Annotated in this window: 21 protein-coding genes, 2 tRNA genes and 2 riboswitches; of the genes, 5 read left to right on the top strand and 18 right to left on the bottom strand. The window is 39.1% G+C overall.

Annotation, left to right across the window (positions count from 1 at the left end; all coding sequences use genetic code 11):
• Positions 1 to 55 precede the first annotated feature (55 nt).
• Entirely contained in the window at positions 56 to 1,024 is a 969-nt protein-coding gene (locus tag EHLA_RS02860) for a ketopantoate reductase family protein (RefSeq protein WP_096239248.1), read from the bottom strand.
• Between the two features lie 1,081 nt (positions 1,025 to 2,105).
• Here EHLA_RS02860 and EHLA_RS02855 point away from each other — a divergent pair.
• Positions 2,106 to 2,178: transfer RNA gene (locus EHLA_RS02855), tRNA-Thr, on the top strand.
• A gap of 329 nt (positions 2,179 to 2,507) precedes the next feature.
• Here the strand turns inward: EHLA_RS02855 and EHLA_RS02845 are convergent.
• From EHLA_RS02845 to EHLA_RS02825, 5 genes are all read right to left on the bottom strand, one after another.
• Positions 2,508 to 3,038 (bottom strand): EutP/PduV family microcompartment system protein, encoded by a 531-nt coding sequence (locus tag EHLA_RS02845; RefSeq protein ID WP_021907302.1) that lies wholly within the window; start codon positions 3,036 to 3,038, stop codon positions 2,508 to 2,510.
• A 68-nt stretch (positions 3,039 to 3,106) separates the two neighbouring features.
• Positions 3,107 to 3,790 carry a phosphatase PAP2 family protein gene (locus tag EHLA_RS02840; protein ID WP_096239246.1) on the bottom strand — a complete coding sequence of 228 codons (684 nt, stop codon included), beginning with the start codon at positions 3,788 to 3,790 and terminating at the stop codon, positions 3,107 to 3,109.
• A gap of 192 nt (positions 3,791 to 3,982) precedes the next feature.
• On the bottom strand, positions 3,983 to 4,915 hold the full coding sequence (locus tag EHLA_RS02835) for a putative ABC transporter permease (protein ID WP_096239245.1): 933 nt from the start codon (positions 4,913 to 4,915) through the stop codon (positions 3,983 to 3,985).
• Between the two features lie 163 nt (positions 4,916 to 5,078).
• Positions 5,079 to 5,519: an RrF2 family transcriptional regulator gene (locus tag EHLA_RS02830; protein WP_021907299.1), complete on the bottom strand. Its 441-nt coding sequence runs from the start codon at positions 5,517 to 5,519 to the stop codon at positions 5,079 to 5,081.
• Positions 5,520 to 5,558: 39 nt separating this feature from the next.
• Positions 5,559 to 5,750 (bottom strand): hypothetical protein, encoded by a 192-nt coding sequence (locus EHLA_RS02825; RefSeq protein ID WP_096239244.1) that lies wholly within the window; start codon positions 5,748 to 5,750, stop codon positions 5,559 to 5,561.
• Between the two features lie 182 nt (positions 5,751 to 5,932).
• Between EHLA_RS02825 and EHLA_RS02820 the strand changes: the two genes are divergently transcribed.
• Positions 5,933 to 6,286, top strand: a complete 354-nt coding sequence (locus EHLA_RS02820; RefSeq protein ID WP_096239243.1) for a hypothetical protein — start codon at positions 5,933 to 5,935, stop codon at positions 6,284 to 6,286.
• Positions 6,287 to 6,508: 222 nt separating this feature from the next.
• Positions 6,509 to 7,600: an adenosylcobinamide amidohydrolase gene (locus tag EHLA_RS02815; RefSeq protein ID WP_157908539.1), complete on the top strand. Its 1,092-nt coding sequence runs from the start codon at positions 6,509 to 6,511 to the stop codon at positions 7,598 to 7,600.
• Between the two features lie 195 nt (positions 7,601 to 7,795).
• Here the strand turns inward: EHLA_RS02815 and EHLA_RS02810 are convergent, their stop codons facing one another.
• The 9 genes from EHLA_RS02810 to EHLA_RS02770 form a co-directional block, all read right to left on the bottom strand.
• Entirely contained in the window at positions 7,796 to 8,521 is a 726-nt protein-coding gene (locus tag EHLA_RS02810) for an MIP/aquaporin family protein (RefSeq protein ID WP_096239241.1), read from the bottom strand.
• Positions 8,522 to 8,771: 250 nt separating this feature from the next.
• Positions 8,772 to 9,320: a TetR family transcriptional regulator gene (locus tag EHLA_RS02805; protein WP_096239240.1), complete on the bottom strand. Its 549-nt coding sequence runs from the start codon at positions 9,318 to 9,320 to the stop codon at positions 8,772 to 8,774.
• A gap of 269 nt (positions 9,321 to 9,589) precedes the next feature.
• Positions 9,590 to 9,796 carry a hypothetical protein gene (locus tag EHLA_RS02800; RefSeq protein ID WP_021907293.1) on the bottom strand — a complete coding sequence of 69 codons (207 nt, stop codon included), beginning with the start codon at positions 9,794 to 9,796 and terminating at the stop codon, positions 9,590 to 9,592.
• Between the two features lie 223 nt (positions 9,797 to 10,019).
• Complete coding sequence (locus EHLA_RS02795) at positions 10,020 to 10,292, bottom strand: metal-sensing transcriptional repressor (protein WP_096239239.1); 273 nt, start codon at positions 10,290 to 10,292, stop codon at positions 10,020 to 10,022.
• Positions 10,293 to 10,436: 144 nt separating this feature from the next.
• A complete protein-coding gene (locus EHLA_RS02790) occupies positions 10,437 to 11,354 on the bottom strand; it encodes a SufB/SufD family protein (RefSeq protein WP_096239238.1) in 918 nt (305 codons plus the stop codon).
• 12 nt (positions 11,355 to 11,366) lie between these two features.
• Complete coding sequence (locus EHLA_RS02785; protein WP_096239237.1) at positions 11,367 to 12,077, bottom strand: ABC transporter ATP-binding protein; 711 nt, start codon at positions 12,075 to 12,077, stop codon at positions 11,367 to 11,369.
• Between the two features lie 184 nt (positions 12,078 to 12,261).
• On the bottom strand, positions 12,262 to 14,961 hold the full coding sequence (locus tag EHLA_RS02780) for a translation factor GTPase family protein (RefSeq protein ID WP_096239236.1): 2,700 nt from the start codon (positions 14,959 to 14,961) through the stop codon (positions 12,262 to 12,264).
• Positions 14,962 to 15,107: 146 nt separating this feature from the next.
• Positions 15,108 to 15,197 (bottom strand) — tRNA-Ser (locus EHLA_RS02775).
• A 237-nt stretch (positions 15,198 to 15,434) separates the two neighbouring features.
• Positions 15,435 to 16,976 carry an FGGY-family carbohydrate kinase gene (locus EHLA_RS02770; RefSeq protein WP_096239235.1) on the bottom strand — a complete coding sequence of 514 codons (1,542 nt, stop codon included), beginning with the start codon at positions 16,974 to 16,976 and terminating at the stop codon, positions 15,435 to 15,437.
• A 323-nt stretch (positions 16,977 to 17,299) separates the two neighbouring features.
• A riboswitch (FMN riboswitch) is annotated at positions 17,300 to 17,462 on the bottom strand.
• Positions 17,463 to 17,678: 216 nt separating this feature from the next.
• On the opposite strand from EHLA_RS02770, the gene EHLA_RS02765 reads away from it, so the two are divergent.
• Both EHLA_RS02765 and EHLA_RS02760 read left to right on the top strand, forming a co-directional pair.
• Positions 17,679 to 18,482 carry a DUF4866 domain-containing protein gene (locus tag EHLA_RS02765; RefSeq protein ID WP_021907287.1) on the top strand — a complete coding sequence of 268 codons (804 nt, stop codon included), beginning with the start codon at positions 17,679 to 17,681 and terminating at the stop codon, positions 18,480 to 18,482.
• Positions 18,483 to 18,518: 36 nt separating this feature from the next.
• On the top strand, positions 18,519 to 19,850 hold the full coding sequence (locus EHLA_RS02760) for a threonine/serine ThrE exporter family protein (protein WP_021907286.1): 1,332 nt from the start codon (positions 18,519 to 18,521) through the stop codon (positions 19,848 to 19,850).
• 10 nt (positions 19,851 to 19,860) lie between these two features.
• Here the strand turns inward: EHLA_RS02760 and EHLA_RS02755 are convergent, their stop codons facing one another.
• From EHLA_RS02755 to pdxT, 3 genes are all read right to left on the bottom strand, one after another.
• The gene (locus tag EHLA_RS02755; protein WP_157908538.1) at positions 19,861 to 21,204 is read right to left on the bottom strand and encodes an MATE family efflux transporter; all 1,344 of its coding nucleotides are present in this window, start codon (positions 21,202 to 21,204) and stop codon (positions 19,861 to 19,863) included.
• Complete coding sequence (locus EHLA_RS02750) at positions 21,201 to 22,286, bottom strand: M14 family metallopeptidase (RefSeq protein WP_021907284.1); 1,086 nt, start codon at positions 22,284 to 22,286, stop codon at positions 21,201 to 21,203. Before EHLA_RS02750 ends, EHLA_RS02755 begins: the two co-directional genes overlap by 4 nt.
• Before the next feature lie 301 nt (positions 22,287 to 22,587).
• A riboswitch (cobalamin riboswitch) is annotated at positions 22,588 to 22,763 on the bottom strand.
• Between the two features lie 57 nt (positions 22,764 to 22,820).
• The gene (gene pdxT / locus EHLA_RS02745) at positions 22,821 to 23,396 is read right to left on the bottom strand and encodes a pyridoxal 5'-phosphate synthase glutaminase subunit PdxT (protein ID WP_096239234.1); all 576 of its coding nucleotides are present in this window, start codon (positions 23,394 to 23,396) and stop codon (positions 22,821 to 22,823) included.
• Positions 23,397 to 23,408 lie beyond the last annotated feature (12 nt).

The following is a 23,408-nucleotide window of genomic DNA, read 5'->3' as shown; positions in this document are numbered from 1 at the left end:
ATTAATAATACTGTATATATTCCAATCTGTCAACTAAGCTATGTCATTTTCTATACTATTTCACCTCCATCTCCCGAAACTTTTCTGCCGCTCTCTCATACGCTGACACTTCTACCCCATACTTTTTGGCCATCCGTACAACCTCATATACCAGCCCATCAATTTCCGACTGTTTTCCTTCTATAACATCTCTTTGCATAGATGTTGTTGCCTCTTCTGGCAAATTAGAAAGGATTTTTAAGTTACGTTCTACAAGGTCTTCTTCAAAAGTGATTCCCATTGCGTTAGCTAGTGTAACAATTTCTCGAATTAATGTCTTAAAAAGTTCCCTGGCTTCTCCTTCTCGTTGGAAATCTCCTGCAATAGCGTGTAAATAAAGTCCTGCGGTTCCGATTGGAGACACATAGGAAAACTTAGTCAAGGCATCCCGTTTTATGTTATCTGATAAAATACCATCAATTCCACTGTCTTTAAAATCTTGTGCAATCTTTTTCAATAATCTTTCTGCTTTATATTCACCATCCAACTGTCCATTTAATTTCTTCAAATCTTCCTTTTCCCTTACACCGAAAAATACTCTTAATATTTCTCCATGCTGCAATAATACTCCTGCCTGTTTAATATTAGCAGAAACGTAGATGCATCCATCCGTCACAAGAACCTTTGGAAGTTTCTCCTGAAGATACGCACCTGTTCCATAAACATTTAATACTGGAACAACTATCGTATTTTTATGGGAAATGTTTTGAATAAATGGAATGCAGGAATCGAGAGAATATTTTTTAACACAAACGAGAATTACATCTGCTTTTTCTCCTTTTGCCTCATAAGATTCCATACTTTCTGCACCGACAGGTATGCTTTCCGTTTCGTTTATCCACATTTTTTCAACAGAAAGTCCCTGCTTTTGCATAGCTTCTAAATGTGCATTTCTTGCGATAAGTGTTACATCTTTTCCTGCCTTTGTCATGTAGAATCCAAGTATTCCTCCTGTTCCACCTGCTCCGATGATTATGTATTTCATGACTTGTCCTTCTTTCTTAAAATATACTATACTCTATAATACACTATTTTACTATTTAATTCATTGAGAGAAAACAGACGAAAATAAAAAGAATAGACCATAACAAATGTAAAGATATCACTGCGTAAAAAATGCCTGTTCGGCATTTTTACTTGCTCTCACATTACATTTGTTATGGTCTATTCTTTTTATTTTTCTGTGTTTTGGCTCCAGAAGGAATGAATGCAATAGTTTTTAGGAGAAATTAAGGGGGAGAGGTCAGAAGTCTACTGCTACCCAGAAAGTATGCCTGCCGGCATTTTTACTTGCTCTCGCATTACATTTTCTATAGTCTATTATTTTTATTTTCTGTGTATTGTACCCCATGGAATAAATGTAATAGTCTTTGGAAAAGAGATGGGGAAGGGGTCAGAAAGTTATGACTTATTCTGATACTGTCTCCGCGATGCTGTCAATGCTGATAAGATAATATCGTCAGCTATCATTGTATACGATAAATTCACTACTATATTGTGGCAATATATCATTTTTCTCTTCTGGATGGTGTACCTTTCGAGCAAGCAGGAGTCTTCTGATTTCTCCCCTTCTCTCCCCAAAGACTATTACGTTCATTCCTCCTGGAACCAAAACACAGAAAAAAGAAACAATGTCATATCCCAGATGCGGCTTCGGAGCGTGTTTTAGATGCGGATGAGCATCTTAAACACAGCGACTACAGAGTAGATGGGATATGACATTGTTTCTTTTTTTCGTCTGTTTTCTCCTAATGAATCTGACGATACATCTTCCGAGCAAACAGAAGTCTTCTGACCTCTCCCCCTTCTCTCCCCAAAGACTATTACATTCATTCCTTCTGGAGCCAACACACAGAAAAAAGAAATAATACCATATCCCAGATGCGGCTTCGGAGCGTGTTTATGATGCAGATGAGCATTTTAAACACAGCGACTACAGAGCAGATGGGATATGGTATTATTTCTTTTTTCGTCTGTTTCCCCTAAGAAATCAAATAGTAAATTAATATTTTTTTATTGCTTTTTTTCTAAAAGTATAGTAAAATGATTAGGTCAGTTTTTGACAAGCTTCCTTGGCTCAGTTGGTAGAGCGACGCATTCGTAATGCGTAGGTCGCCGGTTCAAGTCCGGCAGGGAGCTTTTTTTATTTTCCAGAAACTTTTCCTGGAATTTTTTTACAAACTATAATTAAAATAAGAATTATAATCAAAATAAGAAAACCAGAAGCTTTAATTAAAATTCATAAAAAAAGCAATCTATGCGTTATAAAGCACATGAATATGAGTTTTTTAATTCGCCCAAAAACAGAAAAACAGAAAAGCAGAAATTTACTATAAAAGAAAATGTGATGTCGGAGCAAGTAAAAATGCCAGTCAGGCATTTTCTGCGCCGCGATTATCTTCACATTTTCTTTTATAGTAAATTTCTGCTTTTCGTCTGTTTTCGTTTGTTTATAAATCATACATGAATTATACGATTACGCCGTTAAGATTAAGCTGTTGATCGCTTTCTCCTTTTCCATAGCCAAGATGGTCGTACTGTGCCTTGACTTCTTCCCATGGAAGCTTATCATGTTCCTCTTTCAGATAGGAAATTATATCTGCGATACCTTCGCCTGTAAATGAGCTTGTCATAAAGATTTTCTTACAACCGGCAAGTCTTAGCCAGTCAGCGGCCTGCTCTGGGTTCGCTGCCCAATGGTCACACTTCGTTACGATTCCAACTACTTCTCTATTAGATTGCGCTGTTACGTTTGGCGGATATAGGGAAAACGGTTCTGTTGCGCTGATCAAAAGACCTACTACGTCTGCTTCTGCACTATATACAGCGAGGGAACCGGCAAGTTCCTTTGTTTCGGCATATTCACCCGGTGTGTCTATAATCACATCATAGTGATTAATATACTGTGTTTTATGATAAACAATCTTCTTGCCTTTCATCGCCTGTGTGAGTGTTGTTTTCCCCGCCTCACTTCTTCCAATAAATATTATCTTTCGCATGTCTACACTTCCTCATCTGCAACATTTTGTTATATCTATTCTATCACATCAACCAATGCAGGAAAAGGTCAAAATTTGGAGAATTCTTTGCGTTTTCTGCGAAATTTTAGTTCTTCTAATCCTTCTTTTATCTTTTCTGTTCTTTCATTATAAATAATATCATAACTTACATAAGATAAAATCAATGCAGTAAGTACATCCACAACGGAATGCTGTTTTAAAAACATGGTGGACAGGATAATAGAAGTAGTCATAAAAAAAGCCGCTCCTCTTATCACTTTCTTTTCTTTCAGATACGGACTGTTTTTTACGGCAAAATACACTGCCATCGAGTTAAACACATGAATGCTCGGAAGTACATTTGTCGGCGTATCCATCGAGTAGATCTTTCTGGTAAGCTGTATAAAGATATTGTCTCTTGTAAATGTGTCTGGCCGAAGTTCTAAGCCATTCGGATATACATAAGAAACAATAATAAATATCGTCATTCCAATCATGCCAAAATACATTAACTTACAAAAGGATTCCTTTTCCTGGAAGAAAAAGTAAATACCTGCTATTGCAATATACGCAAACCATAAAAGATACGGTATGATAAATACTTCTATAAAGGGAATATACCGATCAATCGCACAGTCAATAATATGTAATTGATCCGGCACTCTTTTTTCTAAATAGGAAAATGCCGCTAAATAAAACGGAAAGTATAGCAGGAGTAAACCATGCTTATAATTCTTTAATTTTTCTGTCATAATATCACCTTTTTGCCCGATTGCTATATATTCAGGAATGTCCTGACATTTTTGCTGCGAGATGCGCGTCATGATGTATAAACTGTATAAATAATACAGATGCCTGCACAATTTATTATCTTAAAAATGTAACGCAACTTTCTTAATAAGTCAATGTATTTTCCCACTCTTCACAATATCTTAAAAAAATTGTTATTTTTTCCCTTTTCTTTTTTCTTCAAAATCCGCTAAGTATCCTTTTAACTGATTAAAGGCATCCGTATACTTTGGAGAGACCATAGTAGGGTTTCCTTTAATAAGCATTCGGACATTGCCGGTTCCCTTTCTTTTCAGGCGGAAATTACGTTCTTTTAACTTTCCGATTCTTTCTTTCATATCAAGCATTTCGAGTTTCTGATGTTCTGGAAGCCTTGGAAGCTCTGCCATTTCTCTCATCTTAGCCAGACGCAGTTCTATTTCTTTTCCTATTTCATCCATACGCTCTACTGCCGGATGGTTCTTAACATATTCTCTCCACTCCTGATCAAGAACAGCGATAACAACATCTGCTCTCTTTCTTAATATAACCACTTCTTTTCGTACATTTTCCATTCCAACAAGAATATTTCTAAGATCAATTGCATCACGTACAGAAATACACAGATCGACCGCAAGACCTGCACTTACTACCCACACAAAGATTTCATCTGTCATCTTTGGCACGACGGCAAGCACGTGTAAGATTGCCGGATGGAATACTTCGTTCATCAATATCGTCAAAAATCCCCAGGCAACCGAAGAGGACAGACAGATATATCCTTTGTAATTAAACTTTTGGTTGGAATAATCCCAGTATCTTACTTTAAGCAATGCTTCCATTGCTGCTCCGGTTACCAGCTCCAGCAGCGTTGCACCCACCACACCTGCAAAATAGGTGAGTATCAGATTATCTTTAAATGGTTCTGACACAAAGAGCATCATCACTGCTCCACTTCCGTAAATAGGTAAAAACGGTCCATGGAGAAATCCTCTGTTTACCCACTGTTTTTTTCTAAATGATACATAGCAGGATTCAAAAATCCACCCAAGAAAACAATACACATAAAAATATAAAAGCCACTGTTGTGTTGTATACTGTCCTATCATTTTATCCTTCCCTTCCAAAATACAAAAATGTCAATTTCAAGAACACCTCGATATTCTTCGTCAGATTCCTGCTTACTTTCCTGTTTTGTAAAAACTCATTCTGTTCTTCTTTATAGAAAAAAGCTTCTGAAATCATACTCTTCTATAATTCCAGAAGCTTTTTTTAAATCACATAATCATTTCCATTCTTCGCATAATGCCATTCAATCAAATCAGCTAATGTCGTATGGTCAAGCACCCCGCTGATTGCCTCGTTCAGCTTTCTCCAGAGAGGAATCGTTATGCATTCTTCCATTCTTTCGCAAACTTCACTTCCTTCTTCCAGACAAGGAACCGGCTCCATACTGCCTTCTGTAATTCGCAGAATCATACCTACCGTATACTCATCCGGATGCTTTGTGAGGAGATATCCACCCTGAGGGCCACGAATACTTCTCAAATATCCTGCCTTGGTCAGTACCGAAACAATCTGCTCCAGATACTTCCCGGACACTTCCTGCCGTTTGGCAATATCTTTCACTCTCACTGGCTTCCCTTCTGCATCATTCATAGCAATATCAAGCATTAAACGAAGAGCATATCTACCTTTTGTTGAAATCCTCATAATGCTCTCCTATTTCTCTTTTACTATATTATCCACTTATCAGCTTAAATACTTTACTCTAAAGAATGAAAAGGCGGTCATTACTCCAACCATGAGAAGTAACCACGCTATCATAGTAACCATACCTGCGTTTCGATTTCTCTTTGCCTGCATACTCAAGCCTACACGCCACATAACAAAGCCGATGATTGCAACAACAATTCCAAGCCCCATCCACATCTCAACTGTCATTATTCTTCCTCCTGATTCTAATATGTATTCTCGAAGTACAAAAATGTTCCGAGAGTACATTAACTGTCTCATTCTCTCAAACAGTTACTTTATCTTTATATGATAAGCCATTTTCCGTATTCTTGTCAAGTTATAATAAGCGTGTTATAATTCTAATAATTTAAAAAAAGAGGTGGTTCTATATGACAACGATTAAATGCCGTAAATGTGGTAAAGTTTATCCATTTGATGAAAAAATATGCCCCGTATGTGGGTACGATATTCGAAAAGATGAAACATTATCTTCGAGAGACCGGGCTGCGCTTGGATTAAAAAGCGATTCTGCTCTCTTTGAAGAAACAAGCAAAGAAAATATGGAACGCTGGAAGAACCAGACAAAGGAAGAGCGTTTAGAAGAAGCATGGGAAAACCGAAACAATTTTGAAATACGTCCGGACCAGGGTGGACTCCCACGTCTCAATGTTCCAATGAACACTATGTTTTTTCTAACGGTTATTTTAATCGTTGTTGTATTTTTAGCCAAATACTTAGGGTGACATCCTCCCCACCCGTAGAGGTGTGGGGCTTCCCAACCTCGGCAAGTTTGGTTCTCGTTCGATAGCACTACTGTGCTAAGCATATGCGAGCCATCCCCGTGTGTCCCACGGTTGTATTTGTTCTCTAAGGTCATGCAATTACCAGCCGCATTCCTTATGGAATGTATTATTACATTAGATAGAAGCTTCGAGGCACCAGAAAGCTAAAAAGGAGGCATTATTTTGAAACTTTATGAATTTCCAAATGGAGATACCATACATAAATACAAGAAGTCTATTGTTATTCTTTTTAAAGGACAACGAAATGTCCTGAGTACCGGTCCAAATAATGGAGGATTTACAACAGATTTATCTGCTGTTTTTAATAATGATGCCAATCCCGGTTCCGGTATGGGGATTAAACTTCGGGCAGATACTTATCGGGAGCACATGGATATTTTGGCAGAGGAAGACTTAGGACTTGATTCTTCTGCCTGTTCCGGTCTTCTGACTGCTGCAAGCATGGAGAACGCTGCTATTTCTACACTCTCCTATGAAGACTTTTCCGTCACAGCTATTACTACTGCAGGTGTACGAAGTAACGGAGGTCGTATCGGAGATCCGGCTTCCTGGCATGAAAAGTCAGAAAGTTCCTTTGACGATACTACTCCAACCGGCACCATCAATATTCTTCTTTACATTAATGCCGATCTGAAAAAAGAAGCGATGGCTTCTGCTCTCGTCTCCTGTGCAGAAGCGAAGGCTGCTGCTATGCAGGAGCTTTTAATTTCCAGCCGATATTCCTGCGGAATTGCTACCGGAACCGGTACAGACGGTGTCATCATTATAGCGAATGCCGAATCAAACACTCATCTTACGAATGCCGGAAAGCACAGTAAGCTTGGAGAATTAATTGGACGTACTGTAATTACCTCTATCAAAGAAGCACTCAGGCTCCAGCAGGGAATCACTACACACTCACAGCATGATATTATTCGACGTATGGAACGTTTCGGAGTGTCTGAAGATGCATTATGGGACTGTTACAAAGAGACCTATCGTAATCTGATCCGAGCGGAATTTACCGAAATACTTGACCATATCAGAACAGAAGACCGTCTTGTAACATATTCTTCACTTTATGCACATTTACTCGATCAGCTAAGCTGGGGGCTTCTCTCCTTTGCTGAATGTCGGATTGCCGCCGGCAACTTATTAAAGCTTGCTGATTTACATCCGAATCCTGATTATGGAAGTGAAAATATCGTACAAAATTACATTCTTGCAATAGCAGAACGAATCTATCATGAATCTGTTCGTCCAAAGCAAAAATAAGACACTACCATAAGATACTGTTCCACCAAAGAGAAGATGGTTGTCGTTAGCCATCTTTTTTCTTTTTATGGAAAAATTCCAGGGGCAGATCTGACTCACATGAATCAAATCTGCCCCTGTTTGGAACTATCTATTTTCCGACAGCCCTGTTTTTATTATTCATTATGTAGTAAACTAAATTACTATTATTATATTCTATAATGGTAATGCAGCGTAAAGAGCTACAGCTACTAATGCACCGATTACAGGTCCGATTAATGGAGCTGTTAAACCGTAAGCCCAGTCAGCATCACCTTTACCCTTAATAGGTAAGATAGAGAATGCTAAACGAGGAGCTGTATCTCTGGCTGCGTTCAGAGCGTATCCTGTAAGACCACCAAAAGATGTACCACAAGAAACGATTACTAAGAATACACCAAATGTTCCAAGATCAAATGCGCCACAAGCTGCTTTAATAGCGAATACTAACCAGAATGTTGCAATTGCTTCCTGAAGAATGTTGTAAGGGATATTTCTTACGCCAGGAGCTGTACAGAATATACCTCTAAGGCTATCACCTAAATCTGAAGATGCATCAAACTGAGGTTTAAATGCTACCCATACTAATACTGCACCGATGAAACCACCAGCCATCTCAGCGATAATCATTTCGATAATAACTGCGATTGTGTAGCCATCTGCTGCTGCTAATGTTCCGTCTGCGAACAAAGCGATTGTCAGTGCAGGGTTATAAGATGCTGGACAGATGCCGCTGAATGCTGCTGCTGGGAGACAAACTGCAAGACCCCAGCCAAGTGCTATAAACAGAGCGCCTGCTGCTTTAAATCCAGAATTGTTCAGTGTAACGTTGGCACAAACACCATCACCTAATAATACAAGTAAAATGGTTCCGACAAATTCACCAATAATTACGTTAGTCATATTAATTCCTCCTATTCAATTAATGTTTCCAATTAAGTACACTAGTGCTGATTTAAATATAACACTTATAGGGGTATTTGTCTTTTTACATTGTAAGAATTATGTGAGAATCTGTCATATTTCTTACGATATTTTTTCGTTTTTTTACCTTACAATTCCATTTTCATGGGCTATTTTGCACTATTTCAGTAATTATTCCTATCTTTCTTTTAGATATTTTATCTAATTATTATGTTTCTTGCTCGGTTACTTACTCTTTCGTAATTCTTACGGTTGAAAGAAATTTATCAAAGAGAAACTTTATTTCCATTTGGAGTAACTGAAGATTGATTTCCTCATGCTCCCTGATGTAATTGATATAAAATCCAAGAAAAGCCTCCGTAAAAAATGTTACTGTAAAATCTTCCTTCTCCTTACGTAGATTCCAGACGGAATCGTCCAGACACTCTTCGATCATAAGACGTACTCTGTGTTCAAATAGTTTGTATAAGTCACTGCGTACTTCCTCTACACTCAGATTCTTTATCAACTTTCTGTAATATTTGTAATCCTCACATGTGTTTATAAATAATGTATGAAACCATATTTCAAACGATTCCTCTTCTGACGGAAGTTTTTCTACGATCTCCTGTTCAAAAATCCAGTGCATGATGTCATATTTATCCCGGAAATGATAATAAAAGTTTTCTCTGGTCATGGCGCTCTCTTTTGCGATATCGCTTATCGTAATCTTCTGAAATGACTTCTTACACACAAGCTCCTTAAATGCCTCTGCCATTTTTCCTTTCGTTCCGTTCATTTTGTCTCCCTCCACTAGCAATCTGTTTATCTCAGTCGAGAAGACTCCCACCTCTTTCAGGTGGTGAGTGACAGCAAATTTGTCTCAGTGGGAGTCCAATCTCCGACTGAGATAAACGCTCCGCGAGGATGCGCAGTGATTCTGTAAAGAATATGTCAGCTTACGCTGACCAGAATCACGCGCCAAGTCTCGCGGCTGCTCGACTTGAATCTTTTATCAATGCAGCTATCACTGCAAACTTATATTCCTGCAGATCTATAATCAAAAACTTACCATAAACTTGGCTTTACCGCAGTAATCAGTCTTTCTTCCGCCTTCAGATACGCTTCATCTACCATTCGCTTTTCTTCTGTGCTTAAATTATGACTTTGTGCATAGCTCTGCCAGGAAGACATCGCTACCAGTAAATCTGTCATTGTCGTACAAGACTTCATCTTCGTTTCATATCTTTTGATTTCTTCGTCTGTTCTGCTCATATTAACACCTCACATTTTCTCATCTGATTCGGATATTTCCCAGCCTGATCTTATCCGCTTATAAAATTCCGAAAATATATTCTTATATTATAAGTTGATTTTATTTTTGTAGCAATAAAAATATCCATCCTGTAGCTATTTTGTTTTGCACTTTTTATAACAAAAAAGGACATAAAATTCTAAAAAAATTCTATGTCCTCTTTATTTCATTGATTCATCCGTTTTATAATCTTGAAAAATATTCTACAGCCTTTGCAAAATCTGCGATCGTTTTCTCTGCATCGCCATGTGCAATTCCGTCTTTTACACAATGATTTAAATGCCCTTCTAATACTACCTGCCCAATCTTATGCAGGGCAGTTTTCGCTGCATTAATCTGTATAATAATATCCTCGCATGGAACATCCTGCTCGATCATACGGTCAATTGCCTTGATCTGCCCCTCTACTCTTTTTAATCTTTTATGTAAATTATCCATATCCATACATTGTCTCATAAAAAGTCCCCCTTAGTATTCTTATATAGTCTCAGAATCTTTCGATACTTGCTTTTGGGGTTAAATTCCGCCAGTTGTACTCAAGTTTCCGCAATGTTACACTTCATTCACAAACGACTGTATATTATACGGTTTAGTATATCACTATTTTAAGAATCCGGAAATGATCATTTCTTCTGCTTCTTCTTCTGTCAGTCCTAATGTCATAAGTTTAATAAGCTGTTCTCCTGCAATCTTACCGATTGCTGCCTCATGGATCAGTTCTGCATCCAGATTATTCGCCTCTAATTCAGGAATCGCACGAACCTTTGCGTTATCCATGATGATCGCATCACATTCGCTATGTCCGGCACAGGCATTATTACCTGAGATCTTCGCGCGGAACATCTGATAAGAATCATTACGTGCAACGGAACGGGATACAACGTTCGCACTGCTTCCCTCACCGTCTAAGTCCACTGCAAACTGTGTTTCTGCTTTCTGCTCTCCATGTGTCATAAGCTTCTCGGAAATCTCAAGCTTTGCTCCGTCTTTTAAATCGGCTTCTGTCTCACGCATTGTGCTGTCAATTCCCTTAATCTGTACGGTATCCATATAAAAATATGCATTCTCGTCAAGATGAATGATCGTCTTTGGATTCATCACCTTACCGCCTTTGCCGTCACCATTACCATAATGCTTCTCCACATAACGAATCTTAGAATTCTTTCCAACAAAAAATTCATGAATACCATCATGCTGTGAAAGTCCGTCACCACTGTTATGAATTCCGCAGCCTGCTACGATCGTCACATCACAATCATCACCAATATGGAAATCATTATAAACAAGGTCGGTAAGCCCTGTCTGACTGATTACAACCGGAATATGCACGCTTTCCTTCTTTGTTCCCGGCTTGATGATAATGTCGATTCCCGGTTTATCTTCTTTAGAAACAATATCAATGTTCGCTGTCGTATTTCTTGCAGCAGCAGCTCCATTTGCACGAATATTATATGCTCCAGCCGGTACTCCATGAAGATCTGCAATCTCTTCTAATAATTCTTTCTGTATTAAATCCATGATTCTGTCCCCCTAATCTCTGTTTAATTTCTGACACATACTTGATTTGTAAAGGAGTTCCGGAATAACCTCTTCTCCTTTTCCACTCTTTTCTACAAGTCCGTCATTAATTACAATGATTCTGTCTGCAATTTCAAGAATTCTTTCCTGATGGGAAATGATCAGGATCGTACCGTCTGTCTTCTCATGAAGATCTTCAAATACATGAATAAGGCTGTTAAAGCTCCACAGATCAATTCCTGCTTCTGGTTCATCGAATACGGAAAGCTTTGTTGCTCTCGCCTTGATCATAGCAATCTCTATACGTTTAAGCTCACCGCCTGAAAGACTGCCATTCAGTTCTCTGTTAATATAATCTCTTGCACATAATCCTACCTGAGAAAGAATATCACAGATTCCGGCAATATCTAATGTCTTTCCAGAGGCAATGCTCATTAAATCTTTTACTTTTAATCCTTTAAACTTTACAGGCTGCTGGAAAGCATAGCTAATCCCTTTCTTTGCCCTTTCTGTAATATTCAGGTCTGTAATGTCCTCACCATCTAATAAAATCTTACCGGATGTTGGTTTTAAGATGCCGGCGATAATCTTTGCAAGAGTGGACTTTCCACTTCCGTTTGGTCCTGTAATCGCAACAAACTTCTCATCAAATGCAAGATTAATATCTCTTAAAATCTCTTTATCATCATCAACCATATAGCTGATATTTTGTAATTCAAGCATAGTTTCCTCCTATCATCTCCTATGTACTCTCGAGTCTTTTGTGCTTGATTTTATGAAAAGATTCCGAGCGTACATTCATCGTAACGTCTAAATTCCATATATAACATAGAGACTTTCAAAAGTCAATAAAACAGCCCCTTTTTCCCTTTGTTTTTTTGTGCATACTACACTGCTTTACTAGGATTTACTCAGGGTCGCTGACAGTGGTTTTGTCAAGTTTCTCTAACTTTTTCCCAAGCCTTACTTCTTCCATATGTTTTGCATCCTCTTCTTTTGCATAATCCAAAAGATAATTTCTTTTCTCACCATGCTGCTGCCCATTTATCTCCCGAATCTGCTTTTCTGTCCGTTCTACCTCTTCATAAAAATCTCTTGCAGAAATACGGTATGCGCCCTGCCCCATAACAATAACCTGCTCTAAAGCATCCGAAGTCGCTACTGTGACCTTATACTTTCTGCCAATTTCATGTGTCGTCTTTTCAATATACTGATCCGCCGTTTCTGCTTCTTTTGTATACACAACGTAAATATTATGGTATTTCTGCACTTCTCCCTGACTTCCTTTTACTTTATATGCATCAAAAACAAGAATCAATGTACAGCCTGTAAATCCCTGATAGTTACTTAAAATATCCATCAGCTTATTTCTTGCAGCATCAATGCTTGCTTTGGCAAGTTCATTTAATTCTTCCCAGGCAAAAATAACATTATATCCATCTACAAGTAAATATTCTTTTTTCGGTTCGGTATCTTTTATAACAGTTTTCCGGGGCATTGGTGCCGACACGGTCTGTTTACGATAACCGCTGTAACGATCTCTTTCTTTTTGTTTGGAGCCAAACTCTCTCTCCATGATTGCAAGGAGTTCTGGATCATCTCCATATCCTGAGGAATAACTACTATTTCCAAAATGGGTGTTTCCTGTTATCGTCTGCTCTTCTTCTGATATCTCATCAGATCCTTCTGATAAAAAATCTTCTTTTATATGCATATATTCCGGTACTTCGTCCCATTTTACAAGAAATCCGGCACCATGTGCGCAGAAAACAGAACCGGTTGGATTATCAATATCTCTCTCACTGTCATAGCCGATCTGTTCTATTACTTCTTCTGCATTATGACAAGGTTCATATCCTTTTAAAGTGAATGTGATTCGTCCACGTCCCTTCGTATAAGTCCAGACTTCCCGCTGATAATCACGCATTTCCGAAGCTGGTGCTGTTCCGGTAAGCCGCACCATTCCCTGCTTATCCTCCGCCTCCGGACCTTCAAAACTTCCATTCATCTGCCCGATATCTGACATCGCCCTGCCTACTTGATCAGACGGAACTTCTAAAACAAAAGAGTACCATGGTTCTAGCAATATACTTTCCGCAGACTTTAAGCCCTGTCTGACAGCCCGGTAAGTTGCCTGACGGAAGTCACCGCCCTCGGTATGTTTCAAATGTGCCCTTCCTGCTACAATCGTTATCTTCATGTCCGTAATCGGCGAACCGGTAAGCACTCCCGGATGTTCTCTTTCCTGCAAATGTGTCAGAATCAGGCGCTGCCAGTTTCTATCAAGAACATCCTCACTGCAATCTGCATCAAAAACAAGTCCGCCGCCGGCCTCAAGAGGCTCCATTTTAAGATGAACTTCTGCATAATGACGAAGTGGTTCGTAATGTCCGACTCCCACAACAGGATTCTTTATCGTTTCCTTATATACAATCTTTCCCGTACCAAACTCAACATCTAAATGAAAACGCTCCGCAATCATTGTCTTTAAGATTTCTGTCTGCACTTCTCCCATTAACTGTACATGAATTTCTTCTAATGCAGGATTCCATACAATATTAAGAAGTGGTTCTTCCTCCTCTAATTGTTTCAACTCCCGGAGAACCTTTGTCGTATCCGCTCCATCCGGCAAAATCATCTGATATGTTAAAACCGGTTCTAAAAATGGGGCAGCTGTACCTTTTTCCACACCAAATCCCTGTCCGATATAAGAAGAAACCAGTCCCGTAACCGCACAGACACCACCGGATTCTACCTCGCTTACTGTCTCATACTTTGCTCCGGAATAAATACGGATCTGATTCACCTTTTCTTCTTTATCCACCAGATTCACCGGCATCTTCACAACAAGCTTTCCACCAGTTACTTTTAAGAATGTGAGACGTTCTCCCTTATCATCTCTCGAAATCTTAAATACTTTCGCTCCGAATTCTTCTGTTCCCGTATATGGCTCCATATACCGTTCAAACCCATAAAGAAGTTCCTGTACTCCTTCTAACTTTAATGCTGAACCAAAATAACATGGAAATACTCTTCTTTCCTTTATCAAGCGACAAATATCTTCCTTCCGGACACTTTCATGCTCCATAAAATAGTCCAGTACCTTTTCATCGGTCATTGCCAGTTCTTCCAGGGTTTCTGTACTCTCTTCCTGATCAAAAGCAATGCATCCTTCATCAAGACGTTCCTTTAATTCTGAAAGCAGTGCCGCTTTATCTGTTCCCTGCTGATCCATCTTATTAATAAAAATAAATGTAGGGATATCATAAAGCTTTAACAGTTTCCATAAAGTTTCTGTATGTCCCTGTATACCATCTGCCCCGCTGATAACAAGTACCGCATAATCAAGAACTTGCAGTGTTCGTTCCATTTCCGCAGAAAAATCAACATGTCCCGGTGTATCTAAAAGGTTCACTTTTTTATTTCCTAGTGAAAAAACAGCCTGTTTTGAAAAAATCGTAATTCCTCTGTCTCTCTCTAATGCATACGTATCAAGAAAAGCATCTTTGTGATCCACTCGTCCAAGCTTACGTACCGTTCCTGATAAATACAACATACTTTCCGATAATGTTGTCTTTCCGGCATCTACATGCGCCAGTATTCCCATTACAATATTCTCCACCTTTTTCACCTCATTTCAAAAATCCAATGCACTGGCTGTTACACCACATAAGAAAAGCGACATGACTTCTATCTTCAAAGCCCTGCCGCTCTTATATTCCTTATCACCTGACCTCTGGTCAGTCATCTAAACGGAGATGGAGGGATTTGAACCCTCGCGCCGGTTATAGCCGACCTACCGCATTTCGAGTGCGGACCCTTCAGCCACTTGGGTACATCTCCAAAGCACAGTGACAATTATATCATATGGGAGACGAAAATGCAAACTCCTGTAATAGGAAAATGTGAAGATAATCGCGGCGTAGAAAATGCGTCACCGCATTTTTACTTGCTCCGACATCACATTTTCCTATTACAGGAGTTTGCATTTTCTGGCTTCTATAAATTGATGGTGTGGGTTTAGGTCAGGGAGTTTCTGCTATAGCTACCTCCTTCAACGGTCGTCTGTTTCCAAGCAGACTATCTCAGCTCCTTGAGGATTTCGAAAGCTTCCTTCATGGTATTTTTCACGAGGTGTGTTTTTTTCTCATATTGTTTACGGTAAAATTCTACATTTTCCCTGGAAGGTTCAAATACATTTTTCAGGTGAATATTCCCTGATAAAGCTTCGGTGATATTGTCTACATCTCCTACTGCATAGGCACCAAACATACAGTTTGTCATAACGGCACCGGCCGCATTCTCTAATGTGACTGTACGACTGTCTAACATATCTGCTTTCATCTGGTTCCACATATTATCACGACTTCCGCCTTCTGTGATCGTGATGCGGCTTAAGTCAATTCCCGCAGAACGATACAGATCTGTGATTTCCATGTAATCATAACCAATCGCTTCTAAAACAGCATGCCATAAGGTCGCCTGATCTGTATCCATTGTCATGTTTAAGAAGCATCCTACCGCATCCGGAATATCATTGATTCCACCTGTCAGATATGGAAGGAAAAGTACACCATCTGAACCTGCCGGAACTTTTCTGGCATCTTCTTCTAATACTCGATAATAATTATCGTCTTCTGCCTTTTTACAGATATTATCCTTGAACCAGCGTAATGCAAGACCGCCGGTACGGATATAGCCCCAGTAAAAATACGTATCTGGAAGAGAACCGCTGTTAAATACAAGACCGGCTCCTTTCTTGCTTAATTCCGGTATAATTCCCTTTGTGGATACACAGAACATCGAACAGGTTCCCGCAACATCAACGGCCTGTCCCGGCTTCATATTTCCACTTCCGATCATGGACTGCATAGTATCTCCTGCACCTCCACAAATAGGAATTCCTGCCGGAAGTCCTGTTTCCTGTGCAATTTCTTCTGTTAAATGTCCGATGATATCCCATGGCTTTACGATTCGTGGCATCATTTCTTCCGGAATACCAAGAAGATCAAGCTGTTCTTTCGACCAGCATTTCTCTTCTACTTTATATCCAAGTCCCCATCCAGACATTGTTCCCCAGTCAATAAACATATCTTTTGCAGAAAGACCTGCAAGATGTGCCAGTACATAAGGGGCATCATGAATAAACTTCGCGCCGTTTTCTTTAAATCCTTCTATATTCTTTAAAAACCAGCGGGCAAACATGGCAGGGAACATACAGTTTGCTTCCGGATTACCTGTTTCTTTTCCAAAAATGTCTAAATCCCAGCTATTTACGAGATCTACATCATCCTTTGTACGTGAATCAAGATAATTAATATATGGTGTGATCGCATTACCGTCTTTATCTACACCGCAGATACCACAGATAATACCATCTCCCATAATCGACTTAATCTTTGTCACATCCAGTCCTTTTTCCTTCATCAAAGAAGCACATTCCTTCATTCCTTTAATCGTGAGTGCCAGATACTCATCCACGTCCATACTTACCCATCCCGGCTCCGGATAAGTTAATGTTGTTGGTGCGGAAGAGGATACGATACAATTCATATTCTCATCATATACCGCTACTTTTACACTCTGCGTTCCTGCATCAAATCCAAGATAATACTGACTCATTTTTCAATTCCTCCATTCTTTTACTATGCACTCTCGGAATCTTTTTGTCCTTGATTTTACAAAAAGCTCTGAAAATACATTACGAAAAACACAATACATTCTCTCCAAATAATAAAGTTTGAACAGGGAAGGAAACTTTAGCTTTTTTAACCCATAAAAAATACCCCGATAGAAATATTATCGGGGTTAAGCTACACTTTTAAACGAACTGATATAATATTATGCGTCAGAGTCCACATCATGTAATTCTATCCTTTACTGATTCTATCCTTTACCTGATGCTTCATTCAATACAATAAAAATACTATAAAAACCGCTCTCTTCTCATTCTTCTCTCATCCAGACTGTACTGTCGGCTTCGGACTCTCACCGAATCATGCCAATGGCTCGCGGGCTTATGTTACCAGATTCGTTCGCTCATAAACAGATGCTTCATCTGAAACAAATACCGCCGGTAGGGAATTACACCCATCCCCGAAGATTCTGTATTTATTTACTCGTTTATTATAACGCATTATGAATATGGATTCAAGATAAAAATAATGGAAAAATTTTATATTTCTATTCAAGATATATCGTAGATGTGGGAGTCATCTTACATCCGATATATCCTACACATATTCAATATGTAAATAAAACATTTGATGTCAGAACTTTTCCTTTCTATACTTAAGCCATACGAAAGGAAAGCCAGGTGTTATTATGCAAACTGTTTTACCAAGAGAGGAAGAAGTTGAAGCTATTTTTTCCCAGATTCTTGCTTCTCCGGATTCCTGCAAAAAATTAATGGATGTTTTTTATGATGCAATGGATGATAATCATTTATTAGAATCGGATGATCCGAAACATTTTTCCAAAGTACTCTTTTATGCCTATCAAAACGGTGATGTCACCGCTCTTTTATTAAAACTTTGCGGAAAAAGTATGTTTGATCTTTTAAGAGATGCGTACCTGATTCCTAAAAAATTTCATGGAAAAGCCGGAATGAATCCTGTTCTTTTAACAAATCCTGACGGAGAGCTTTTGCCTACAGCAAAGAAAATCGTTTCCAGTAGAGAGTATAGTAAATTTAAAGAAATTTATAAGAATCATGAATGTGCGCCTCGTTCTAAACTTTATCTTGCCGATGGATATGATATCGTTCGTTCCTATGTTGGCGGCAGCGAGATGAATATTACGGAGAAAAAAGAAAATAAACGACGTGGTATTATGATTCTCTATGCACTTCCTGATACGAAAAAGTTAGGTTTAACTGAAGCACAGGCTTACGCTGTTGTATGGAATACCTTCCATAATATCCAAAAAGAAGCTCCCCATGCAATCGTTTATTACGGACAGGAAACCGGATTAAAGAAAGAACAGACTTTTGATGAAATCGGTATTCTTCTTCCTATTCGTGAATTTGAAAAGAAAATGTTACACCATTTGAGTGAGGTAGACGGACTTGTTTTAACCTGTCGTGAAAAAATGATTAAAAAAGCCGGGGTAAAAAGTCTTGAACTGTAACGAAATCTATAAAGAACTGTAAAGGGAAGTGTTAAAATGAGTCAGTCAACAATACGAAAAAATCACATGGATGTTCTCTGGCATGAATATACTGACAATAATGGAGAAAATATTCCGGTCACACAGGCAAGTCTTACAGAAAAGGCTTCTATTATCGGCAGAGTAGGTATCATGCTCTTATCCTGTGGAACCGGTGCATGGCGTGTACGAAGTTCTATGAATACGCTTGCTGAGACGATGGGTGTCACCTGTACAGCGGATATTGGGCTAATGTCAATTGAGTATACCTGTTTTGATGGAGAAGAAGGCTTTACACAATCTCTTTGTTTAACAAATACCGGAGTCAATACTTCAAAGTTAAATCGTTTGGAACATTTTATCCGAAACTTTGAAACAGAAGGAAAGACTATGTCTGGAAATCAACTGCACGATTTTCTTGATAGTATCGAAGAAATTCATGGTCTTTATTCTCCAGTTGCTCTTGGTATTGCTGCTGCTATCGCCTGTGGCGGATTTACTTTTTTGCTTGGCGGCGGACTGATTGAAATGTTCTGCGCTTTTATTGGTGCCGGTCTTGGAAACTTTTTAAGATGCAAATTAACCAAACATCATTATACTTTATTTCTTGGCATTGTTTTATCCGTATCTTTCGCCTGTCTTTCCTATGCTGGACTTTTAAAGCTTGGGGAAGTCTTTCTCCATCTTTCTGTGCGGCATGAAGCCGGATATATCTGTGCCATGTTATTTATCATTCCGGGATTTCCTTTTATCACCAGCGGTATTGACCTTGCAAAACTGGATATGCGTTCCGGTATTGAACGACTCGGTTATGCTCTGATCATTATTTTAGTTGCAACAATGTCTGCCTGGATCATGGCTTTGATTCTCCATCTTCAGCCGGTTGACTTTTTAAAAATCTCATTACCATTATCTGATTGGATCCTGTTCCGGCTTCTTGCAAGTTTTTGCGGTGTATTTGGTTTCTCTATTATGTTCAACAGTCCTGTTCCGCTGGCAGTAACCGCCGCATTGATCGGTGCTATTGCAAATACGCTGCGTCTTGAACTTGTTGATCTGATAAACTTTCCTCCTGCCGCCGCCGCATTTATCGGCGCTTTGACCGCAGGTCTTCTTGCCTCTTTGATAAAAAATAAAGCTGGGTATCCAAGAATCTCTGTCACAGTTCCTTCGATCGTTATTATGGTTCCGGGGCTTTATCTTTACAGAGGATTCTACAACCTTGGTATTATGTCCCTTGCTACTTCCGCAACCTGGTTTGCTTCTGCAATTTTAATCATTCTGGCTCTGCCGCTTGGATTGATCTTTGCCAGAATACTTACCGACAAAACCTTTCGGTATTGTACCTGATCGGATCGCACTATATTTTTCTGCTTCTATTTCTATTGTTCCTTACATAGAGTATCGCCATCGCTGCCGCTGCAATTCCCCAGGATATTGGATAAGATAATGCTACTTTATCCGGGGAAGGATTCTTTGCCATAAGCGCAAATAATGCAACGATCCGGAAGCCGCAGAAACTGATCACCGTTACGATCATTGGCAGAAAGGCCTTTCCAAAGCCTCTTAAATTACTGCTGAAGCATTCAAGAACGGTGTAAAAAAAGTAAAATGGAAAGGTTACTTTTACGATTTCTAATGTCTGCGCTGCTACTGCAGCATCTTTTGTAAATACATTTAAAATCACCGGCATCGCTATGATAAGCAGTATACAGGCAGCAAATGTAATGAGCGATCCTCCAAAAATACAAAGTCTGTTACCCTTTTTGATTCTTTCCCAGTTGCCGGCTCCATAGTTTTGTCCAATAAAGGAAACAACCGCCTGTCCAAGTGCGACAATTGGCAGGTAGATAATTAACTCCACTCTGAAATAGACTGTAAACGATGCTACTGAAGTAACACCTAATGTATTAATCTGTGACTGTATGATAATATTGGACAAGGTGATAATAATTGACTGCACCCCAGCCGGCACACCTACTTTTAGTATATCCGTAAATTCTTTCAGGCTGCAATCTGAAAAACGAATCCGCAGTGCATACGGTTTTCTTAATCGATATAAATGGATCATGACTCCGATAGCCGCAAATGTCTGGGAAAATAACGTTGCAAACGCTGTTCCTTCTACTCCCATATGAAAAACATATAAAAATATAAAATCCGCAAAAACATTGATGATCCCGCCAAAAAACTGATATAGCATCGGTGTTCTGGAATCGCCCAGTGCTCTTAGTACACCGCTTAAAAGATTATAACTGACTACAGATATCATACTGGCCATATAGATACGGAGGTATCGTACTGCGAGTGGAAAAATACTCTCCGGCGTACCCATCCAGGTTAAAAATACCGGAGATAAGACCAGACCGATCACTGTTAAAAAGAAGCCTCCGATTATTCCCGTCCAAAAGATCGTCTGTATCAGTTTCTTTAATTGTTCAAAGCGTCTTGCTCCATAATGTCTTGCCGCAAAGACATTCGTCCCTACAGCCATTCCGTTAAAAAATCCGATCATACAGGTTACGATCAGACCACTGGCTCCAATCGCCGCCGATGCTTTCGTCCCAAGAAGCTGTCCAACAAAAATAAGATCTACTGTACTGTAAAGCTGCTGAATAAGACTCGAACCCAAAAGGGGAAGAGCAAATAAAAGTATGCCCTTCCCTACGCTGCCTTTAGTTAAAGTATGGCTGTTATTTTTCAAATCATATCCTCCCACATCTCACGAGAATGAATTCCGGCATGATCGTCATAATGTTCTTTACGATGTTTATGAAGTTCATCATGTGTATGCTGGTGTGTATTTCCCATATCATCAATACAGATATCATAATGTCCATATGCAATTAATGGAGAATTCTCCGGAACAGAATAAGAAATTGTCTGATACAGAATGATTGCGTCTTCTTTTAAACGAAATTCTTCGATGACATTTCCAAAATAATCTTTTAATTCTCCTAAAAGCTCACCGGCTTTCACAATCTGGCCTGCCTTCTTTTTCGGGAACCAGCAGCCCGCCTTTTCTGAATCAACATAATGTGCATGATTCATATGTTTTGGTACACGCATCTGCATTTCTGCTAACGTTGGTCTTGTCTTTAACATACCGATACGGCGAAGAATATTCTTTACATCTTTCTGTGAGGCTGCTACTTCCTCTTCTGACCACATACCATTACATCCACGCTCAATCAGTACCGATGGAATTCCCAACGTTCCGGCATAATTATATGCTCCACCTTTTCCACTTTGTGACTTCACATAAAATGGCATATCTGCTGCCTGTGCCATTCTTTCTGCTTCCGCTACGGTCTCCTCCGGAGCGTTACCGACACAATAAATAAATGGTGTTAAATCCTCAAACCAATCTCCATTATGTACATCGATATAATAATCTATTTTTGAAAAAATCTCTTTTTCTATAAAATATGCCAGCTTATCCGTATACGTTCCATTCGCATCCCCCGGAAATACCCGGTTGAGATTCTTTCCGTCTTCTGCAGAAACACTGACCGTTCTTGCTTTAAATCCATTTACATTGACAATATGAAGCAGGATAAGAATTCCTTTAATGTCTTTAGGCTGAAGCTTTGCTGCCAGTCCTGTGACACACTCAATTCCTACATATTCTGCATTGTGAATTCCTCCGTCTACTAAAACCGTATGTCCCTCTTCCTGTCCATAGATTAATGTTACGGGTAATTCATCCTCTGTAAAAGGCAGCTTTAAAAATCCACATACCTTTTCACCCTTTTCTACATAAAGATTGCCTAACTGAAATCCCATAAACTTCTACATAACCTCCTTTAACAATACTGTATCTCAAAATGATTCCCATCCATAAAGAGTATTCCGTATATTCAAACAAAAAGTACTCCTAAATTGCCTCTTCTCCTATAGGATGGCTGCTTTTTATGATAAGAAAAAGAGACCTATACTCACTATAAGTCTCTTCATCTATCGTATTCTAAATTTTCAATCATAAATCACCTAATAAATTTGAAATAGATTGGAATCCCAATTCCATCGCAAATCATATAGTCGATTTATGTGCGAGATATACAGCTCTCTTAAAATTCCGTAAGATGAGTTGACTAAACATATAAGCAGTTCTCCTGACTTGGTTCTCCATCGGTACATCCTTCCCAAAATATAATATCTCAGTGGCTTATTGTACAGACTCCCCTTACAGTGACGGATTCGCTCCGGACTCTCACCGGATTCTCTTTTCATCCCTTCGGAACTTATATGCTGTGTATCTAATTCTCATCTATTGTAACATAGGCTTTTTCAGCTGGCAACTGTATCTTAGGGTAAAAGTTAGTTATTACTTACCTTAATTAGTTCTATAAATTTATCATGAATTCTGTCATTTCCAGTTAATTCCGGATGAAATGAGAATGCTAACTGATTTTTGTAAGCAACTCCCACAATTTTTTCCTCTACTTGTGCAAGGATTTCCACATTTTTTTCGACAGATTCAATATACGGAGCGCGGATAAATTCCATAGGAAATGTTCCGATTCCTTTAATCTCTCCCTCATAATAGAAGCTTCCAAGCTGCCTTCCGTATGCATTTCTCTTTACAGTAACCGGTAACGTAGCAAAGCAGCGATTCTCATCGTTTGAAATATTCTGTGCCAGTAAAATAAGACCGGCACAGGTAGCCAAAACCGGAAGACCTTCTTCTATTTTTTTCTTTAAAGGTTCAAACATAGAAAGTTCTTTTAAAAGTCTGCTCTGTACGGTACTTTCTCCGCCCGGCAGAACAAGGCCATCAAAATCCTGTTCTAAATCTTCTGCCTTTCTAAGCTCTACTGTCTCCACACCAAGTCTTTCTAATGCTTTTTCATGTTCTATAAAGGCCCCCTGGACCGCAAGTACCGCAACCTTCATTTTGTTTTCCTC

Origin of the sequence: Anaerobutyricum hallii (genome assembly GCF_900209925.1) — a bacterium.
GTDB lineage: Bacteria > Bacillota > Clostridia > Lachnospirales > Lachnospiraceae > Anaerobutyricum > Anaerobutyricum soehngenii.
This window is presented reverse-complemented; position numbering and strand designations above follow the sequence as displayed.

Bases quoted from the DNA above. Each gene is read 5' to 3' on its own strand.
- EHLA_RS02860 (WP_096239248.1), bottom strand. From the start codon at position 1,024: ATGAAATACATAATCATCGGAGCAGGTGGAACAGGAGGAATACTTGGA.
- EHLA_RS02845 (WP_021907302.1), bottom strand. From the start codon at position 3,038: ATGCGAAAGATAATATTTATTGGAAGAAGTGAGGCGGGGAAAACAACA.
- EHLA_RS02840 (WP_096239246.1), bottom strand. From the start codon at position 3,790: ATGACAGAAAAATTAAAGAATTATAAGCATGGTTTACTCCTGCTATAC.
- EHLA_RS02835 (WP_096239245.1), bottom strand. From the start codon at position 4,915: ATGATAGGACAGTATACAACACAACAGTGGCTTTTATATTTTTATGTG.
- EHLA_RS02830 (WP_021907299.1), bottom strand. From the start codon at position 5,519: ATGAGGATTTCAACAAAAGGTAGATATGCTCTTCGTTTAATGCTTGAT.
- EHLA_RS02825 (WP_096239244.1), bottom strand. From the start codon at position 5,750: ATGACAGTTGAGATGTGGATGGGGCTTGGAATTGTTGTTGCAATCATC.
- EHLA_RS02820 (WP_096239243.1), top strand. From the start codon at position 5,933: ATGACAACGATTAAATGCCGTAAATGTGGTAAAGTTTATCCATTTGAT.
- EHLA_RS02810 (WP_096239241.1), bottom strand. From the start codon at position 8,521: ATGACTAACGTAATTATTGGTGAATTTGTCGGAACCATTTTACTTGTA.
- EHLA_RS02805 (WP_096239240.1), bottom strand. From the start codon at position 9,320: ATGAACGGAACGAAAGGAAAAATGGCAGAGGCATTTAAGGAGCTTGTG.
- EHLA_RS02800 (WP_021907293.1), bottom strand. From the start codon at position 9,796: ATGAGCAGAACAGACGAAGAAATCAAAAGATATGAAACGAAGATGAAG.
- EHLA_RS02795 (WP_096239239.1), bottom strand. From the start codon at position 10,292: ATGAGACAATGTATGGATATGGATAATTTACATAAAAGATTAAAAAGA.
- EHLA_RS02790 (WP_096239238.1), bottom strand. From the start codon at position 11,354: ATGGATTTAATACAGAAAGAATTATTAGAAGAGATTGCAGATCTTCAT.
- EHLA_RS02785 (WP_096239237.1), bottom strand. From the start codon at position 12,077: ATGCTTGAATTACAAAATATCAGCTATATGGTTGATGATGATAAAGAG.
- EHLA_RS02780 (WP_096239236.1), bottom strand. From the start codon at position 14,961: ATGGGAATACTGGCGCATGTAGATGCCGGAAAGACAACATTATCGGAA.
- EHLA_RS02770 (WP_096239235.1), bottom strand. From the start codon at position 16,976: ATGAGTCAGTATTATCTTGGATTTGATGCAGGAACGCAGAGTGTAAAA.
- EHLA_RS02765 (WP_021907287.1), top strand. From the start codon at position 17,679: ATGCAAACTGTTTTACCAAGAGAGGAAGAAGTTGAAGCTATTTTTTCC.
- EHLA_RS02760 (WP_021907286.1), top strand. From the start codon at position 18,519: ATGAGTCAGTCAACAATACGAAAAAATCACATGGATGTTCTCTGGCAT.
- EHLA_RS02750 (WP_021907284.1), bottom strand. From the start codon at position 22,286: ATGGGATTTCAGTTAGGCAATCTTTATGTAGAAAAGGGTGAAAAGGTA.
- pdxT (WP_096239234.1), bottom strand. From the start codon at position 23,396: ATGAAGGTTGCGGTACTTGCGGTCCAGGGGGCCTTTATAGAACATGAA.